Source organism: Chitinophaga sp., from assembly GCF_039596155.1.
In the GTDB taxonomy this organism is placed as follows: Bacteria; Bacteroidota; Bacteroidia; order Chitinophagales; family Chitinophagaceae; genus Chitinophaga.
The window spans coordinates 29,601-48,346 of the sequence record NZ_JBCNKF010000018.1 but is presented as its reverse complement, the minus strand read 5'-3'; the positions used below and the strand labels follow the sequence as shown (position 1 = coordinate 48,346).

The 18,746-nt window shown below is 46.8% G+C and carries 9 protein-coding genes; 3 read left to right on the top strand and 6 right to left on the bottom strand.

Annotated features, from left to right (window positions below):
- Positions 1-41: 41 nt before the first annotated feature.
- From ABDW33_RS17915 to ABDW33_RS17890, 6 genes are all read right to left on the bottom strand, one after another.
- Complete coding sequence (locus ABDW33_RS17915; RefSeq protein ID WP_343691458.1) at positions 42-2,306, bottom strand: BamA/TamA family outer membrane protein; 2,265 nt, start codon at positions 2,304-2,306, stop codon at positions 42-44.
- A gap of 37 nt (positions 2,307-2,343) precedes the next feature.
- The gene (locus ABDW33_RS17910; protein ID WP_343691457.1) at positions 2,344-7,419 is read right to left on the bottom strand and encodes a translocation/assembly module TamB domain-containing protein; all 5,076 of its coding nucleotides are present in this window, start codon (positions 7,417-7,419) and stop codon (positions 2,344-2,346) included.
- Positions 7,420-7,583: 164 nt separating this feature from the next.
- Entirely contained in the window at positions 7,584-8,195 is a 612-nt protein-coding gene (locus ABDW33_RS17905) for a hypothetical protein (RefSeq protein ID WP_343691456.1), read from the bottom strand.
- Positions 8,196-8,406: 211 nt separating this feature from the next.
- Positions 8,407-9,882, bottom strand: coding sequence for a glutamate synthase subunit beta (locus ABDW33_RS17900; protein ID WP_343691455.1), 1,476 nt, complete (start codon positions 9,880-9,882; stop codon positions 8,407-8,409).
- Between the two features lie 28 nt (positions 9,883-9,910).
- Entirely contained in the window at positions 9,911-14,437 is a 4,527-nt protein-coding gene (gltB, locus tag ABDW33_RS17895) for a glutamate synthase large subunit (protein ID WP_343691454.1), read from the bottom strand.
- Positions 14,438-14,772: 335 nt separating this feature from the next.
- Entirely contained in the window at positions 14,773-15,543 is a 771-nt protein-coding gene (locus tag ABDW33_RS17890; protein WP_343691453.1) for a DeoR/GlpR family DNA-binding transcription regulator, read from the bottom strand.
- A 266-nt stretch (positions 15,544-15,809) separates the two neighbouring features.
- On the opposite strand from ABDW33_RS17890, the gene ABDW33_RS17885 reads away from it, so the two are divergent.
- The 3 genes from ABDW33_RS17885 to ABDW33_RS17875 all read left to right on the top strand — a co-directional run bounded on the left by ABDW33_RS17885 (position 15,810) and on the right by ABDW33_RS17875 (position 18,732).
- A complete protein-coding gene (locus tag ABDW33_RS17885; protein ID WP_343691452.1) occupies positions 15,810-16,697 on the top strand; it encodes a glycerophosphodiester phosphodiesterase family protein in 888 nt (295 codons plus the stop codon).
- A 341-nt stretch (positions 16,698-17,038) separates the two neighbouring features.
- Positions 17,039-17,863: an SDR family NAD(P)-dependent oxidoreductase gene (locus ABDW33_RS17880; protein ID WP_343691451.1), complete on the top strand. Its 825-nt coding sequence runs from the start codon at positions 17,039-17,041 to the stop codon at positions 17,861-17,863.
- 47 nt (positions 17,864-17,910) lie between these two features.
- Positions 17,911-18,732 (top strand): SDR family NAD(P)-dependent oxidoreductase, encoded by an 822-nt coding sequence (locus tag ABDW33_RS17875; RefSeq protein WP_343691450.1) that lies wholly within the window; start codon positions 17,911-17,913, stop codon positions 18,730-18,732.
- Positions 18,733-18,746 lie beyond the last annotated feature (14 nt).

The window sequence follows — 18,746 nt, the reverse complement described above, 5'->3', positions numbered from 1 at the left end:
AAAAAAAGTGAAAATGAACAACCTCTGCTAAGATAACCCAATTAGAACGGATAACCGATCGCAATATTCAGGATCAGGTTCTCCTTGCGCCAGTCCGGATCTCCAAACTTTATGTCCTTCATTACCCATCGCTCTCCTTCGGGCAGCCAGGGTTTCCTTAATGGGAAGGCCACGTCGAGGCGTACGACAAGGATCGATGCATCTACACGTAAACCGGCCCCCGCATCCACTGCGATCTGGTTTAAGAATCTGCCTGCATTAAACTGACTTCCAGGTTTCTCCGGTACTTCTTTCTTCAGCCAGATATTACCTGCATCCAAAAATACAGCGGCATTGAATATTCCCGAGAGATGGGTACGTAGTTCAGAGTTATACTCCAGTTTTACATCGCCGGCTTCATTGGCCAGATATTTACTGCTGGTATCCCGATAGCTACCCGGACCCAGTGTTCTCGCCCGGAATCCTCTTAGACTGCTGCTTCCGCCTATGAAATATTGCTTTACAAATGGCAGGGTCGTTGAGTTGCCGTAAGGCATACCAAAACCTGCAAAGACCCTGTTGACCCATGTAATTCCTCCACTCAGTTTCCAATAGTGGCGTACGTCAGCAGACAATCGGATGTATTGTGCAAACGGGCTACCCACAATGGTCTTCATACCGGTATCATTCCTTGGCACAACCAATCCTGCCAGATTACCCGAGTAATCGAGGTTGCCATTCATATAGAATGTATGGATCTTATTAGATGCTTTGTTGTCATAAGTGATGTCGTAGCTACCACCCAGGATAAACTGCTTCTCAATCGCCGCCCGCTGGCTTGGATCATTTTTCAGGATGCTGTCGTATCCGGGTGTGGTTTTAGTAGGCAATACGTATGTGATAGATACCGGCGCCCACTTATGCTCCAGGTACTGGGTCTTGCGCCAGATATACTGGAACTGGAAATTGTAAGCATTCAGGTTATAGAGCTGGCTACGGCTAAACAGTTCATAGCTTACGCTGATACGGGTACGGGGTACATATGGGGTATGTACATTCAGGTTCCAGAATGGCTGATAGAAACGCGGTATAGTGACCGCTGCTTCTGCCTTCAGGTTATATCCATTACCCCCGACAGCTGTTGTTGTTGCTTTTCCGCCACCTACCTGCCATTCCAGACCACCAGAGAGTGATATTTCCAGGAGGTTTGCATAGTGCAGCCAGTTACGGTTCTTTGCTGTGATCTTCAATTCAGAGCCGGCAAAGTTGTTGGACTTGGAAGTACCCCTCAACTCGGCAGATAAGCTACGTCTTGGATAGGGCGTAAGGTAGAAACTGGCATTGAGTCTGGCGCTATCCCCCCTCACCTGCCGGAACTGCCCTTTTACAAATTTGAATGTACCCAGATCTGTGAGCCGGTGTAAGGTAATGTCATGATTACTGAGCCGGTACAGGCTGTCTGGTTTCAGGAAGACCATGCGGTCAAATACACTGGGCTTGAATTTCTTAGTTGAATCTACAATACGGAGCCCATTGTATAAAACAGGGGTGCCCCTGCGTGCCATAGAATCCTGATCCAGTGAATAGTTGGGGTACAGCGTGATATTCTTCATTGTATACGGACGCTTTGCCTGTGGAGGCGTTTCGTCTTTCACTTTCAGGTACAGATCCACCATCCCATTGTTCGTACTATCTACTTCTACCAGCAGATGATCCACTGTAAAGTAATAGTAGCCCTGGTCTTTCAGTATGTTGTTTATTCTCACCCTTTCAGCCTTGATACTATCTAATCTATAAGGGCGGTTGATTTTCAGAGAGGTGTTTTTATAAGCAGCAGCAATTGCTTTACCCAACGCACTGCTATCTGTTTCGTAGGTCACGCTCTTGATGCGGTAGCGATGATTTGGGGTGACGGTATACAGCCCCGAAGCCTTTTTATTCCCCGAATTTTTTATTTCTGAAGTAACCAGCGCCTGGAAGTAACCGTTGTCTACCAGGTATTGTTCCAACACATTGGCGGTATAATCTGCTTTTACGGAACTTAACAACACAGGGGCTTCCCCCAGTTTATTGCGTAGCAGGTAGTTGAGGCCTTTCCCTTTTGGCTTACCGCCCAGGTTATACAACCAGAGCCTGATAGGCATGCCCAGTAGTTTTTTATTAGGCTTCGGCCTGACACTGCTTGCGAGGTTGGCACTAAGTGTACCATAATCTCTTGGCTTCCTGCCGTCCCATTTTACGGTTGTACCGGTATAAAGCCGATCGCCTTCCGGTACTGATTTGGTAGAACTGCAGGAATAGGATCCCATGGCGAGCAAAGCCACCATAAAGGGAGTTAGTATATGTCTATAGCTTTTAACCATCTTATTGCTTAGTACTGGTTTTCTTTTGGGTACGGAGTCTTTCTGCTTTCTTTTCTTTTTTCGCACGCTGGAAGATCTCTCTGAAATTGTCGTAATCCATGATCAATGCAAATGCAACACCGGTTTCCACCACCTGGCCTTCGATCACTGTGGTATTATCCTGACGCTGATACACCCTTACACGATAGCGGCCATCGCGGGTCAGTTTGTATTCTACAGATACATCACCTACCAGGGAGCTCGGGTTCGCCTGAGATTCACCTTCCAGCATCACATTGGATCCAATAGAAACAGACAGCCGGTCATTGAACAAGCTCTTGGATGCCCCTACCTTCAGATTGGTAGTTTGCTGTGCAGAACCTGTAGAATAGTCTTCATCTGATTCCAGATCGAAATTGAGGTCTACGCCTTTGATCAGGTTTCCAGCCAGGTTATTCAGCTGTTGAGAGAGGATCTTGCTCACACTCTGGCGGGCCATGTTGCTCACGCCGTAGTCACCGCTACCCTCTCCCGCCATTGGATCTTCAGGAATGAAGCTATTCAGCACCAGCAGACCCATTACCTGTTTGTTTAGTTCAGATGGGATCTGGTTGATCTGTTTGATACGGTTATATACACTACCACTAAATGCATTCTGTTCTGTTTCAGGCATATCCAGTTCGAAGGAAATATCAGGTTTCAGCAGATTGCCTTTAATATGGAGATACACATAGAATGGTAGTTTCTGTTTGTACTTGTTTCTATCTGTCTGTGAGAGGTTGGTCAACTGATCCGATACCAGATCTGCGGCTTGCGCATTCACGGTATATTTGGCCGTAATGTCCAGATCTGCATCTGTTGCATCTCCGCTAAAGGTAATAGCACTACCTTTTTCTATGGAGAAGGAACGCTTGATCAATTGGTTCAGCGACATTTCATACTTACCTTCAGAGATCTCGTAACGGCCGGTAAGGCTCATTTTGCTACTCGCATCCAGTGTTGCATTGATGCTGGCGGTTCCTTTTGCCTCTACAAAGTCGCCATTCACAGGGTCTATAATAATGCGGATAGTAGATTGAGGTGTGATCTCCGCATTTCCAGAGAAGTTGATGCCTTTCAGTCTTGGATTTTCCAGCTTGGTACTGTCTACCATTTTTATCAGCGAAGAATCCAGTGGATTGTCTTTGTCAACGAATACGATCACTCCCTCCCTGTTGGCTACACCTGGTTCTTCACTGGGCAGGGTTACGGTTACATTTGATTTGTCGCGTAGTTTCACATATGCATCTACTCTCGGAAGATCGAGGTTACCCCGTATCTTGATACGGGTGTCCACGAAAGCAGGGCCATAATACATTTGCTGCGGATCTACCTGTTTACCCAGGATCATGAAATTGTCCGAATTGATATTCAGGTTGAAGTTGAAATTAGCGTAGTCTTTAGTATTGATTCGACCATCCAGGATCAGCTCATTCTGCAGGCTGTCTGCAATCACAAAACTATTGAACTGTACTCCTTTTTCATCCAGCACAATGTTCTCATCAGGCATAGTAATGCTGGCGCCTACATAGGTAATGGTACCACCTGCGTCATTGAAATGCAGGTTACCGGTAGCCTTTGGATTGGCTGTGGTACCCGTGATATTGAAATGACCGTCTGCAGAACCATGCATGCGGTTCATATTGCCAAATGTGAATGACTCCAGTGATTTCATATTCAGCTGGTTGATATCCACAGTTGCATTGATGGTCGAGTCGTAAGTACCTTTTACCTGCAGGTCGTTGTCATTTCCCTGGAGACTCATATCCAGGCTATATTGACTGGCTTGCGGCGTGGTCACTTCTGCCTTGAGTGTTCCCAGATTAGAAGATCGGAATGTCAGGCTATCAACGGTGAGTTTTGAATTGATCAGCGGCGATTGATCCAGGTTTCGCACAGTCGCCTGTGCGTTTAACAGGCCGTTAGCCAGCAGTGTATCTGCGGCGAGTAATGCGGTAATAGTAGAGAGCTTGAAGTTTTTGATATTAGTTTCAAGCGCGGGTAGTTTACTATTGGCACTGCTACTATCGGGATTTGTCCGGATGGCAATGGACTGGTCATTGTAGGATAACCTGATATGCGCTGTATCGGGACCTCCATTGTGAATATGAATCCGGTTATCCTCATCCACCTGCCATTTTTGGCGGTCGAGCAGCAGATCTGGTTTCAGGGAAAGTGCCAGGGCATTGTCTGGCAGGAACTCCACGAAGCCGCCGACTTTATATTTTGGATTGCGTTTTTGATCGTCCAGCAGCAGATCCCAGTTCACCTTCCCTGCTGTAGCAGCGGCGGTAAGAGAGGTGTGATACAATGGCATTACCTTATGGTGAATATCGGCCAGCGAAACCTGTGCCCTGAGGGTGGTATCTGCAATATTGGCGGCGATGGCCAGACTGTCCAGCAAGATGGAATCGTAGCTCAGTTTAGGTAATGCCGCATTGAGTACAAGTAAACTACTGTCAGAGTTTAGCCGACCACTTACAAGCAGCGGCTTTTCCATGCGCAAAGTTGGCGCCATGGCCTGTAAGCTGCGTGGAAAAGTCAGGGCAGCATTCCAGGCTAATAGCTGACCAGCAGGTAGCTTTACCAGTTTAGCACTATCGTAGGGACTCAATGGCTTGTTGATAATCTGTCCAAATGCAGGACCGATCTTAGTATAATCAATATTACCATTTGCATTGATGAAACCAAATGGCCCTGTGAGACTTAAGTATTGCTGGTCTTTGTAGGCAGCGAGCAGGGAAATAGTATCAAGAACAAACACCTGTCCGTTGGTAGCCAATTGCCAACCGGTGAGGAAGGCATTACCATCCAGGCGCGCAGGGGTTAAACTACTGAAATCTACATCCATATTTCCTTTCAGTTCAAACGGATCGCTGTACAGGTGTGTGGTATACAGATCTGCACGTACAATCCGGGCGTTGGCTTTCAGGGACTGGAGGGTAGTATCATTGAGCGTTCCATCTGCATTGAAGGAGAGGTTGATACTGGAGTCATTGCTCTGGCCTTCGGCATGTAGTTGCTGCTTATCGATATTGGCTTTAACGCTTATGTCATGGTAGGTATACCTGTTGTAGGTGGCCTCATTGATGTGTGCATCTGCTTTGGCCAACATCCCGGGAAAGGTATATCCCTTGCCGGAGGCCATAATACGGCCACTGATCCAGCCGATGGTAGTATCATAGAGAAAGTAACCTGGTTGTACACGGAAAGAGGCCAGGGTCAGGTCATAGCTGCTATGTATACTATCAGTGATGTTAATCAGATGAGCGGTCAGGCTGGCGATGGCGGCATTACTCTTCAGGTCCAGGCTGGTCTTCATGTCTTTCATACCTCCCAGCAAACTACCGGTAATGATCATTTGCTCCGGTAACCTGGGCGTATCCGGCATAGTGCCAGGAGGCAGCCAGGAGCGGAGGGCTTTATTACCAGAGAGGATATAAATGGAAGGCAGGTTAGCGTACAGGTTGTTTACGTCTGTTACGTGGCCTACTTCGCCTTTGGCGTTGATATGATTGCCTTTATTGTCAGTGAGGTTGAGTGATTCGATGATCAGTTTTCCGAGGCTGCCTTTGAGAGAGGTTGTCAGGAAGATCTCCTTATCCCAAAGCGGTTTCATGGACGGGTTCTTACGACTATCTGGTACAAACGGCAGGAACTCTCCCAGTGTGATATGACTGGAGTCGAGGTTAGCCTGTAGTTGTAAGAGATCCAGGTTGTCAGAGACGGTAGACCATGAAGGGGCGTTTAGCACGATGTGTTTACGCAGGATACTCCGGTTTGTTTCCAGCAACAGATTGCGCAGCGCGATTGTGGTTGGGGTATACAATACGTCAAAGTGGCCCTGTTTGATACCGAATCCTGATTTATCCTGCACAGATATTCTGTGTAATACAGCGCTGATGGTATCAGCGTTATAGTTGATATTGCTTACATGGGCGACTAAATCTTTCAGGAACAGGTGGTTATAGTCTGGGTCTTTACCGCCCGCGCCCCTGGGGGCAGGAGCTGTATTGTTATCATACCGCATGTTGATATGATCAAGCTCTGTTTTTGTTGCCAGTACTCTCCAGGTATTTGGGGCTGTGCTGTCAGCCGGTGTCGGTTTCGGCGCAGAAGAGTCTTTTGGGGTATTCATAGTAAAGATACCCCCGGTATGACTAATGGAGAGTTCACCTACCTGTATCAGTGTAGAGTCGATGTCCATGCTGGAATTGAGAAGTTGTAGTTTCCCTATTTTCCAGCCGGTGCTCAGACCACTCCCCTCGTCTGCGTAGAGAAAGGAGCTGTTTTCGATCTCTAATTTCTTGAGAATGAGGTGGAAGGGAGAACTGGAGGTATCGCTGGCAGGAGGTGGAGCCGTTGCTGCCAATACTTTTGGGCGGTAGTCCTGCGTAAAGAAACCTTTGAGACCGTCAATCTTCAGTCCACGAACGGCGTATAGTCCCTGGTCGACGAGCAGATCGTCGGGGTCAACATGGAGCTCCTGGAAAGTGACCACGGCAGTCATCCCTCCGGGTACATCTGCATAGCGGAGAGACACATGTTTGAGGGTAACATCCTTGATGAGGAACTGAAGTGTAGTACCAGTTTTTGTGCTTACTGTGTCGGGGATCGTGTCTTTGGTTACGAAGGCATCCACGATGAACTGGTAATTAAAGGCGGTGTCACCGGCATTACGGTACACATTTGCGGTAACGGAATCCCATTCCAGGCCGTTCACCCGTAGTTCGTTGTTGAGAAATGCCAACAGATTGTAGCGAACCTTCAAATTTCCTGAGTAGAACAATGCCTGTTTGGAAGTATCTGCCACGTAAACATTTCTTAGTTCCAGATACTGCCATCCGCGTATGCGGAGATAGCCGATACGAACAGTTGTATGCAATTTTTTCTGGAGATACTGTTCTCCCTGCCGACGGATGAAGTCCTGTACGGGTTCCAGCTGTAATACTAATACAGCCATCACCGGTATAATCAACAGAATAAGAGTTCCCCATAGTAACCAGCGCCACCAGGGCCGGCCGTGATGTTTTTCATCGTTAGTTGCGGGTGCTGTCATGTAAAAGGATTACATAGAAAATATTGAGTTAAAACGCATTAGGCGGACCCTTGTTTAAACACAGAGTAGTTAAACAAAATTTATACCTACAGAGGGGGTAAAATCAAAAAAGCGCTTTTACGGTCCGTAAAAGCGCTTTTTTGTATGTATTAATAAGTGAAAAGTTACCAGTTAGGTGTATTGCGTTGATTGAATTTCTGGATATAGTAGACGAGTCGCTCCTTATTTCTGGGGTCCTGGTAAAATTCCCTGATGAGGGCACTATCCTGCGGAAGGATGAATTTCTTCATATTATATAAGGTGAGATCGTAGAAATTGCCGGTGACGAGGTTAATAACCTTTTTGCTGACAACTGCGGGTGGCGTATTGCTGAACACCATGCCGCCGGTGGCTGCGTTTGGAGTGGAAGCGGTAATGGCGCGTACCTGGTAGAGGCAATAATAGCCGACTTCTTCAATTTTCTGAAGACCGTTGTCTCTGACATATAGATTGGTGCCGTCGCAGTAGCCCCAGTATTTTTTTATTTTATGCTCTTTACCGTCATTGCCTACAGCAACCAGTTCAGTGGCCGGAGACAATAGGTAGAACTGGGCGGCGGTGGTTTTACCTTTTATTACAATATTGCCGGTTTCGGAGGGTTCATTGTTACGGAACTCTTCGAAAGATTTATAGAGGCCTTTATTGTATTGGTGGGTGTCGTAGATGGTATGGCCTATCTGGGCGAAGGCGTTATTGATAGCTCCAAGAAGGAGAAAAATAAAGAGAGACTGCTTCATGATAAACAAAAATAGGCAAAAATGCTGGTGCCGGAGGGCCCGTCATTATTGTATAGTTTATTCAAAAGAAAAGGCCGGGTAAAGACCCGGCCCGGCTGAAGGTTACAACAAAATCTAAACCTGCTTATGAGAATCTTTGTAACTAATGTGTGTTTGTATCGATCAGCAGGTTTGAAAAAAGATACGAACATCCACATCCTGATTATGTGTTTTACACTGCCATTGCTGGTAAAGACGCGTCTTTGCTTTCCAGTTGGGAAACACCCATCAGGAATTCATCCACTTTACGTGCGCACTCGCGTCCTTCGCTGATAGCCCATACCACCAGCGATTGTCCGCGGCGCATATCGCCTGCGGCAAATACCTTAGGTATAGAAGTCTGGAACGCCTTCTCTCCTGCTTTCACATTACCTCTTTCATCTTTTTCAACACCCAGATCATCTAATAACCCGGTGTGTTGCGGATGTAGGAAGCCCATTGCCAGGAAAGCCAGTTCACAAGGTACTTCTCTTTCAGAACCAGGTACTTCTGTAAATCCACCCGGACGACCATCTACGCCCAGGCTCCATTGCAGATCTACCAGTTTCAGGCCTTTCAGGTTACCGTTATCGTCACCTACGAATTCTTTGGTACCGATAGCCCAGTGGCGGTCAGCACCTTCTTCATGGGAAGAGGATGTTTTCAGCACCATTGGATAGGTAGGCCATGGCATATAAGGAGTACGTTCTCCCGGTGGCTTAGGCATCAGTTCAATCTGAGTGATGCTTTTGGCGCCATGACGGTTGGAAGTACCTACACAGTCAGAGCCGGTATCACCACCACCAATCACGACAACATGTTTGTCTGTAGCGAGAATATCTTCACCGCTTACAGCGCGGTTGCTTACGCGTTTATTCTGCTGTTTCAGGAAGTCCATTGCGTAGTGAACGCCTTTCAGCTGGCGGCCGGGAATATTCAGGTCGCGTGGGATGGTGGAGCCACCAGCCAGTACGATCGCATTGTATTCACGGAGCAGGTCATTCACGCTGACGTTTACACCTACATTGGCATTACACTGGAAGGTAACGCCTTCTTCTTCCATTACTTTCACGCGGCGGTCGATTACCCATTTCTCCAGTTTGAAGTCAGGGATACCGTAGCGGAGCAGACCTCCCGGAGCATCGTCTCTTTCGAACACAGTAACCTGGTGGCCGGCATAGTTTAGCTGAGCGGCAGCAGCCAGGCCGGCAGGGCCGGAACCGATAACGGCTACTTTCTTGCCGGTGCGTATACGTGGCGCTTTGGCCTGTACCAGTCCTTTGTCGAAAGCGATTTCGATGATATGGCGTTCGATTTCTTCAATTGCCACAGGAGGTTGATTAATACCCAATACACATGCACTTTCGCAAGGCGCAGGACAGATACGGCCTGTGAACTCAGGGAAGTTGTTCGTGCTGGTTAAGATTTCATATGCTTCTTTCCAGTCTTTGTGATAGACTGCATCGTTGAATTCAGGAATTACGTTACCCAGCGGGCAACCGCTGTGACAGAATGGAACACCACAGTTCATGCAGCGCGCAGACTGTTCATTCAGCTTGGTATCTGAAAGTCTTTCTACGAATTCGTTATAGTTCTGGACTCTTTCCCGGGGAGCTTTCTTTCCAGGCAGCTCTCTTGTAAATTCCAGAAATCCTGTTGGTTTGCCCATGTTGGTTGTCGTTAGATTGTTAATGTTACTACTTCTCTACCTTTTCCTTTGTTTTGGAAGCGGTCAGCACGGCTTTGTATTCTTTCGGGAATACTTTCACAAAGTGACGCAGCTGGTTTTCCCAATCTTTCAGGATGAACTTAGCCACGGTGCTGTTTGTGTAAGCGTGGTGCTTGGTGATCAGGTCGTGCAGCGTGGTAGCATCTTCCTGATCCAGCGGATCGAGGTCGATCATTTCCTTGTTGCAGCGGCCGGCGAAGTTGCCTTTCACGTCGTATACATAAGCAATACCACCACTCATACCAGCGCCGAAGTTACGGCCGGTCTCACCGAGGATGACAGCTTTACCACCGGTCATGTATTCGCAACCGTGGTCACCCACGCCTTCGGATACAATGGTAGCGCCGGAGTTACGTACGCAGAAGCGTTCACCAGCTTTACCACGGATGTAAGCTTCACCGGAGGTAGCGCCATAGAAGGCAACATTACCTGCGATAATGTTTTCTTCCGCCTTGAAACCTGCTTCAGCATTTGGATAAAGGACCAGTTTAGCACCGGAGAGACCTTTACCGAAGTAGTCATTTGCTTCACCTTCCAGTTCCAGGGTTACACCTTTGGTGTTGAAAGCCCCGAAGCTCTGGCCGGCAGAACCAACAAATTTAAAGTGGATCGTATCTTCCGGTAAACCTGCACCCTGATAGCGTTTAGAGATCTCATTGCTCAGGATTGTACCTACAGAACGGTCAGTATTTTTAACATTGAACTGCTGGAATACCCTGGTCTTTTTGTCGAGGGCTGCCTGTGCTGCTTTCAGCAGCTTCCAGTCAATCACTTCGCTGATACCATGATCCTGTTCTTCAGATTTGAACAGCGCGGTTGTTTCGTCAGCAGGTTCTTTGTACAGAACCTGCGATACATCCAGGTTTTTATATTTCCAGTGGGTGATGTTCTCACGTACCTGCAGGCAGTCAGATTGACCTACCATTTCATTTACGGTACGGAAGCCCAATTCAGCCATGATTTCACGGAATTCTTCTACCAGGAATTTAAACAGGTTCACTACGTTTTCAGGATCGCCGTTAAAGCGTTTGCGCAATTCCGGATCCTGCGTCGCCACACCTACAGGGCAGGTATTGAGGTGACATTTACGCATCATGATACAACCTTCGGCCACCAGAGCAGCAGTAGCTACCCCCCACTCTTCCGCACCCAGTAAGGTGGCAATAGCGATGTCGCGGCCTGTTTTCAGCTGGCCATCTGCCTGTACAACAACGCGGCCACGCAGCTTGTTTTTCACCAGTGTCTGGTGAGTTTCCGCCAGACCGAGTTCCCATGGCAAACCAGCATGCTTGATAGAGCTGATGGGGGATGCACCGGTACCACCGTCGAAGCCAGCAATGAGGATTACATCTGCTTTTGCCTTGGCTACCCCGGCAGCTATGGTACCAACACCTGCTTTAGACACCAGTTTTACGCTGATGCGGGCAGCACGGTTAGCATTTTTCAGATCGAAGATCAGTTGGGCCAGATCCTCGATAGAGTAGATATCGTGGTGAGGAGGCGGAGAGATCAGGCCTACACCTGGTGTAGAGTGACGTACCTTCGCGATCCATTCATCCACTTTATGGCCCGGCAGCTGGCCGCCTTCCCCGGGTTTAGCACCCTGTGCCATTTTGATCTGTAATTCGTCTGCATTGGTCAGATAGTTGCTGGTCACGCCGAAACGTGCACTGGCTACCTGCTTGATAGCGGAGCGCATGCTATCGCCGTTTGGCAATTTCTCATAGCGCATTTCATCCTCACCACCTTCACCGGTATTGCTCTTGGCACCAATGCGGTTCATGGCAATTGCCAGTGTTGAGTGAGCTTCGTGAGAGATAGAGCCAAAGCTCATCGCTCCGGTAGCAAAGCGTTTGAAGATGCTTTCCGCAGATTCCACTTCATCAAGGGTAATAGAAGGGCGGTTACGTTTGAAAGTGAAAACGCTGCGCAGGGTGGCTGCTCTTTCGCTTTGGTCATTCACCGCTTTAGAATACTTCTTGAAGATGCTGTAGTCGCCCATGCGGGTAGATAACTGCAGCAGGTGGATAGTGGTTGGATTGAAGAGGTGGAATTCCCCTTTTCTCTTCCACTGGTAGATACCTCCTACACCTAAACGGGATACAGGGGTCTCCTTACGACCGTAACCCATCCAGTGTTTAGCGAGGGTTTCGCGGGCGATCTCATCGAGGCCCATACCCTGGATACGGGATACCGCACCAGTAAAGTATTTGTCTACCACCTGACGGTTGATACCTAATATTTCGAAGATCTGTGCACCCTGGTAAGATTGCAGGGTAGAGATCCCCATTTTAGAGAAGACTTTCAGGAGACCATCGCAGACAGCCTTGATATAGTTCTTCTTCAGTTTGTCAACATCATATTCAGTTTCCAGTTTGCCGTTGAGCTTCATGTCACGGATTGTGCTGAGGGCCAGGTAGGGGTTGATGGCAGTAACCCCGAAGCCGAGCAGACAGGCAAAGTGGTGAACTTCCCACACATCACCGGCTTCCACGATGATACCGACCTGACCACGATATCCTTTGCGGATGAGGTGGTGATGTACGGCAGAAGCAGCGAGGATAGAAGGGATAGCGGCATGTTCGGAGTCGATCGCTCTGTCGGAGAGGATGATTACTTCATAACCATCTTCTACGGCATCAACAGCATAGCGGCACAGACGTTGCAGCCCTTTTTCCATGGAGCCAGGTTTACCATCGGCCCGGAAGTAGGTTTGCAGGGTCTTCGCCTGGAACAGACCGGTATCGATGCTACGGATCTTTTCCAGTTCGTAGTTGCTCAGGATGGGGTGACGCAGGGCCACACCATGGCAATGCAGTGGATTTTCGTCGAGCAGGTTACCATTGTTACCTACGTAGGTAGCCAATGACATCACCAGTCTTTCACGGATCGGATCAATAGGCGGGTTGGTCACCTGTGCGAACAGCTGTTTGAAATAGCTGGTCAGGTGCTGTGGCTGATCACTCAGCACAGCCAGGGGAGCATCTGTACCCATAGAGCCGATTGGCTCTTTACCATCCAGGGCCATTGGGGCGATGATGGTATTCAGGTCTTCGGTAGTATATCCGAAGGCTTGCTGGTATTTAAAGATCTGCTCTGGTTCCAGGTGACTGAAAGTAACACGTGGTTCAGGCAGTTCTTCAAGACGGATTTTGTATTTGTTTAGCCATTCGCCATAAGGTTGCTGAGAGCAGATGTTCTGTTTCAGTTCCTCATCGCCGATGATTCTGCCGGCTTCCATGTCCACAATGAACATTTTACCGGGTTGCAGACGGCCTTTTTCTTTGATGTTTTTTGGATCTACTGGCAATACGCCGGCTTCGGAAGCCATGATTACACGATCGTCTTTTGTAACAACGAAGCGGGCAGGGCGCAGACCGTTACGGTCCAGGGTGCCGCCGATGATCTTACCATCTGTAAAAGAGATACAGGCAGGACCATCCCAGGGTTCCATGAGAGATGCGTGATATTCGTAGAATGCTTTTCTTACCGGATCCATGTCTTCGTTACCATCCCATGCTTCTGGGATAAGCATCATCATTACATGAGGAAGGGAGCGACCGGTGAGGAGCAGGAGTTCCACAACGTTGTCCAGGCTGGCGGAGTCAGACTGACCTTCTTCCACGATCGGAGAGATCATATCCATTTCTTCCTGAGAGAAGTATTTGGAAACGAAGTCTTTTTCCCCGGCGCGGAGCCAGTTGAGGTTACCCTTGAGGGTATTGATCTCACCATTATGCGCGATATAACGGTAAGGGTGAGCGAGCCTCCAGCTTGGGAAAGTATTGGTAGCGAAGCGGGAGTGGATTACTGCGAAGGCAGATACCATCTTCTCGTCGCTCAGGTCGGCATAATAATGACGTACCTGGTAGGTAGTCAGCTGGCCTTTATATACAATCGTTTTAGTAGAAAGGGAGGCAAAGTAAAACAGTGCTTTTTCCTTAGGAACAGTATTCCTTACGGTTTTAGACACATAATTACGGAGCACGAAGAGTTTACGTTCAAACTCATCGTTGTCGGTGATATGATGAGGACAGGCAATAAATACCTGCTCAATTTCAGGTTCTACTGAAAGGGCGCTTTCACCAATGCCATCGGGGCGCACAGGAACTTTGCGATATCCAAGAATATCGAGGCCAAGTTTCTCTGCCGCACGGGCCAGGATCTCGCGGCATTCTTCTCTCCATCGTGGTTCCTTTGGAAAGAATACCATACCCACGCCATATTTACCAAATTCTGGCAGACTAATACCAATTTTCAGACACTCGTCATACAGAAACTCGTGCGGGAGCTGGATCAGAATCCCTGCCCCGTCACCGGTGTTTTGTTCACAGCCACATGCACCGCGGTGTTCCATATTTTCCAACATGGTAAGCGCATCCCGGATGATCTGATGCGATTTACGGCCCTTGATGTGGACAGTAAAGCCTGTTCCGCATGCATCATGTTCAAAATCCGGGTGGTACAGTCCTTGCAATTGCTTCACTTCTTGCATTCGTTTAGATTTTTTGACCTTGGCACACACTTCACCCATTGTATCAGGTGCGGTGGAGGTACCGTAATTGTTTCGGGAACGGTATAAAGATACTAAAGGAAGCCGGTATTTTTTAGTAAAACATGCGTATAACACTAAAAATTTAGAAAAGATTAAAAAAGTATAGGCTATTGTTAGAATATAGTAAGTGGCGACCATGAAAGTGGACGTATTTTACCCTTGTAGTAGCAGATCGTGTTGGGAATTAGTTTAATATAAGCATAGGAAATCCGCACTGGTTGCTATAGCAACCAATAAAATGGGGTTATATAATATATTAAGTGGGAAATCCTGGACTATACGATAGTCACGTTAATCCCCATCTCTTCCACGGCTTTTACTATATGGGCAGAGATACCGCTATCGGTGATGATTTCATCGATATCTTCCAGTCCGCATATCTTACCGAATCCTCTCCTGCCGAATTTAGATGAATCGGCAATGACGATTGTTTTTTGTGCCGCAGCTACCATGCGCTGATTTAGCTGCGCTTCCATTAGATTTGTAGTTGTAAGTCCGAATTCAATATCTATGCCTTCAATGCCGAGAAACAATTTACTGCAGGAGAAATCGGCGAGGATGCGTTCGGCATAGTTACCAGTTACAGAAGAAGAGCTGTTGCGTACAATGCCGCCCAGTTGTAATACTTCTATTTCCGGAAAGCGCAGCAGTTCCTGTGCTACATTGAGTGCAGGAGTAATTACGGTGAGATGTCCTTTGGGGTGAATATTCCTGGCCAATGCCAGTGCAGTTGTACCAGAAGAAATGATTATGGCGTCATTATGTGCAATGAGGGTGGCAGCAGCTGCACCAATAAGGTTCTTCTCGTCCCGGCGCAGTTTTTCTTTTTCATTTACAGGTTTGTCATTGATATAAGGATTATTAACTGTGGCACCGCCGTGTGAACGGAATAATAAAGCCTTGTCTTCCAGTAACTTAAGGTCCTTTCTGATCGTTACACCAGAGACATCAAGTTCTTTGCACAGGTCTATTACATTTACATATCCTTTTTCCGCTAAGCGGTCTAATATATATTTATGTCGCTCAGCGATATTTATCATTGACATACGCGCAAAAGATTTTATTGCTTCAATTGGTTACAAAAGTACTTTCATGTTGTTGAATTTTACACATGTAAACGGAAAAAAATATTATGAAAAAGTGCGCTTTTTGACGTATAAAAGCATTTTTTGGGGTTATCACATTGAAAACTAGTTAACAAAATATTATTTTCTGCCACCGAATAGAAAGTCAAAACGAAAGTGGACTACCGGGAACGGCGAAATAAAAAGAAAGATTTGAAAAGAGAATGTTATTAAATCCAATGAATAAGATGAAATCTTTATTGACTTTGATGATGGTAGTAGCCCTGTTGCCCGCCGTGATGGCTACTGCACCTTTGCCAGCATTTTTTAAAGTAGGACACAGGGGAACAAGGGGATTAATGCCCGAAAATACAATCCCCGCTATGATCCGGGCGATCGAAGATGGCGCAAATACCTTAGAATTTGATGTGCACATTACGAAAGATGGCAAAGTAGTAGTGTATCACGATGCTTCGTTTGACCCTGCATATACTACCAAACCAGATGGTAGTGAGATCCAGCCATCAGAAAGAGGTAATTATATCTTCTACCAGATGAATTATAACGATATCCGGCCTTTTCGAATTGGTGAAAAACCGTATTCTAAGTTTCCGCAGCAACAGCGGATGAGGACCTATGCTCCCCTCCTGTCTGAAATGATTGATTCTGTAGAAGCATATAATAAGATGCATCATAAGGCGCCAGTTTATTATTTATTGGAAATCAAGTCTTCTGAGAAAACGGATGGCAAGGAACAACCCGCTCCGGAGGAATATGTAGAGAAACTTATGGAGGTGAAACAGTTAAAAAAGCTGGGACACAGGCTGCTGATCCAGTCTTTTGATATGCGTCCTTTGCAGGTGCTGCACCAAAAATATCCGAAGGTAATATTGGGATTCCTGACAGGGGATAAGAATGTGTCTCTTTATCAGCAGCTGGAAGGACTGGGATTTTTACCTAAGTTCTATAACCCGCATTTTTCTTTGGTGACGAAAGAGTTACTGGATTATTGTCATAGCAAAGGGATGAAAGTAGTACCATGGACAGTAGCAGATATAGAAGACATGAAACGGTTGAAGGCGATGGGCGCAGATGGGATTATTACAGATTATCCGGATAGATTTAATAAATTATAAATAATGCGCCTCATCAATTGAGGCGTTTTTTTTGAGAGGGAAACCGGCCTTCATGCTGGTTAGCGAATTCCCTCTTTTCTGATTGTTCAATTTGCAGCAATGCAACAGGCTATAGCCGCCAGTTCCGATCTGATAGTCAAACGGGAGCTGGCGGCATTTTTATTGCAGCCTGACGGTACTACGGCGTCACGGGGAATAACCAGCCAGTCATTCTTTATAACAACTATTTCATCTTCTATTTCAGCTTCCGTATTTCTGTGCTATTCTTCCGCTCAAACGGACTATTCTGCCGGGATGGCTTGGTCTAGCTTTGCTATATCAAATCATTAAAACAGTATAACATGAGCAAAGTAATCTTTATCACGGGTGCCTCTAAAGGGTTTGGAAAATTATGGGCAGAAGCTTTTTTAAAACGTGGCGATAAGGTAGCCGCAACAGCACGCAATACCACAGCATTGAATGAACTGGTAGCTACTTATGGTGATAACCTGCTGCCGCTGCCACTGGACGTAAATAACCGGGAAGAAGTATTTAATACGGTGCAGACCATTGAACAAAAATTTGGCCGCATAGATGTATTGATCAACAATGCCGGGTATGGATTATTTGGTACTACCGAAGAAACTACCGAAGCACAGGCCAGACTTCAGATGGAAACCAACTTCTTCGGCTCATTATGGGTTACACAAGCCGTACTGCCTGTAATGCGCAGACAGAAAAACGGACATATTATACAGGTTAGCAGCTTCCTGGGTCTGACCACCCTTCCGTTACTGGGATTATACAATGCCTCAAAATTTGCAGTGGAAGGGTTGATTGAGACCGTTGGTACAGAAACTGCCCATTTAGGTATTAAGACTACACTGATCGAACCTAACGGGTATGCCACTGACTGGGCTGGTGCATCTGCTTCACAAACCAGCTCAGACATCGTAGATTATGCACCTGTACGAGAGGCATTTGCAAAATCTGCAGAACATCCTGACACCTGGGGTAAACCTGAAGCCACCATTGCTCCGCTATTGAACCTGGTGGATAATGCTAATCCTCCCCAACGCTTGCTGTTTGGTAAAATTGCCTACCAGGCTATACAACAGGTATATACACAACGTCTGAAAGACATTGAGACCTGGAAAGAAGTAAGCATCGCCGCCCACGGACATTAAATTTCAGTACCTGCACAAATCACATTAATTGTTTAAAAACTTCAATCATGTCAAAAACGATTTTTATAACAGGAGCTTCTAAAGGATTTGGGAGGATATGGATCAGTGCATTGTTGGAAAGAGGAGACAAAGTAGTAGCTACTTCCAGAAATATCAGCGCTTACGACGACCTGGTTATAAAGTACCCTGCTACCTTTATGCCGCTGACATTGGATATTACCAATAAACAAGCTGTGAACGAAGCTATGGAAAAGGCAGTTTTACATTTCGGGATATTGGATGTTGTAATTAATAATGCCGGTTATGGCCTTTTTGGTGCGGTGGAAGAATTGAGTGAAAAAGACGCCCGTGATATTCTTGATACCAATGTATTAGGAACCTTGTTTGTAACACAGGCAGCACTGCCATTTTTCAGGGCACAGGGGCACGGTCATATCATACAGTTATCCAGTGTATTAGGTGTATGGTCTTTGCCGATATTAGGAATGTATAATGCCAGCAAATTTGCAGTAGAAGGTTTAAGCGAAGCACTGGCCAAAGAAGTGGAAGGCTTTGGCATCCATGTTACCCTGGTAGAACCGAACGGATATAAAACGGAATTTGGTAGTGGTTCTGCTGTAAGGGCCAATCCCCTAAAGGCTTACGATCATGTACGGGAGGAACTATTTAAAACTGAGGGCATGCCGGCAGATCAATATGGTAATCCTGAAGCGACCGTTGATGCGATATTACAACTGATAGATGCTAAAAACCCTCCACTGCGCCTGTTCCTGGGAAATCTGGGTCTTCGTAAAACCAGGGTTGAGTTTCAAAAGAAAATAGCCGAATGGGAGCTTTGGGATAATGTAGCTGTAGCTGCACACGGTTGATACTTCTGTTTCAG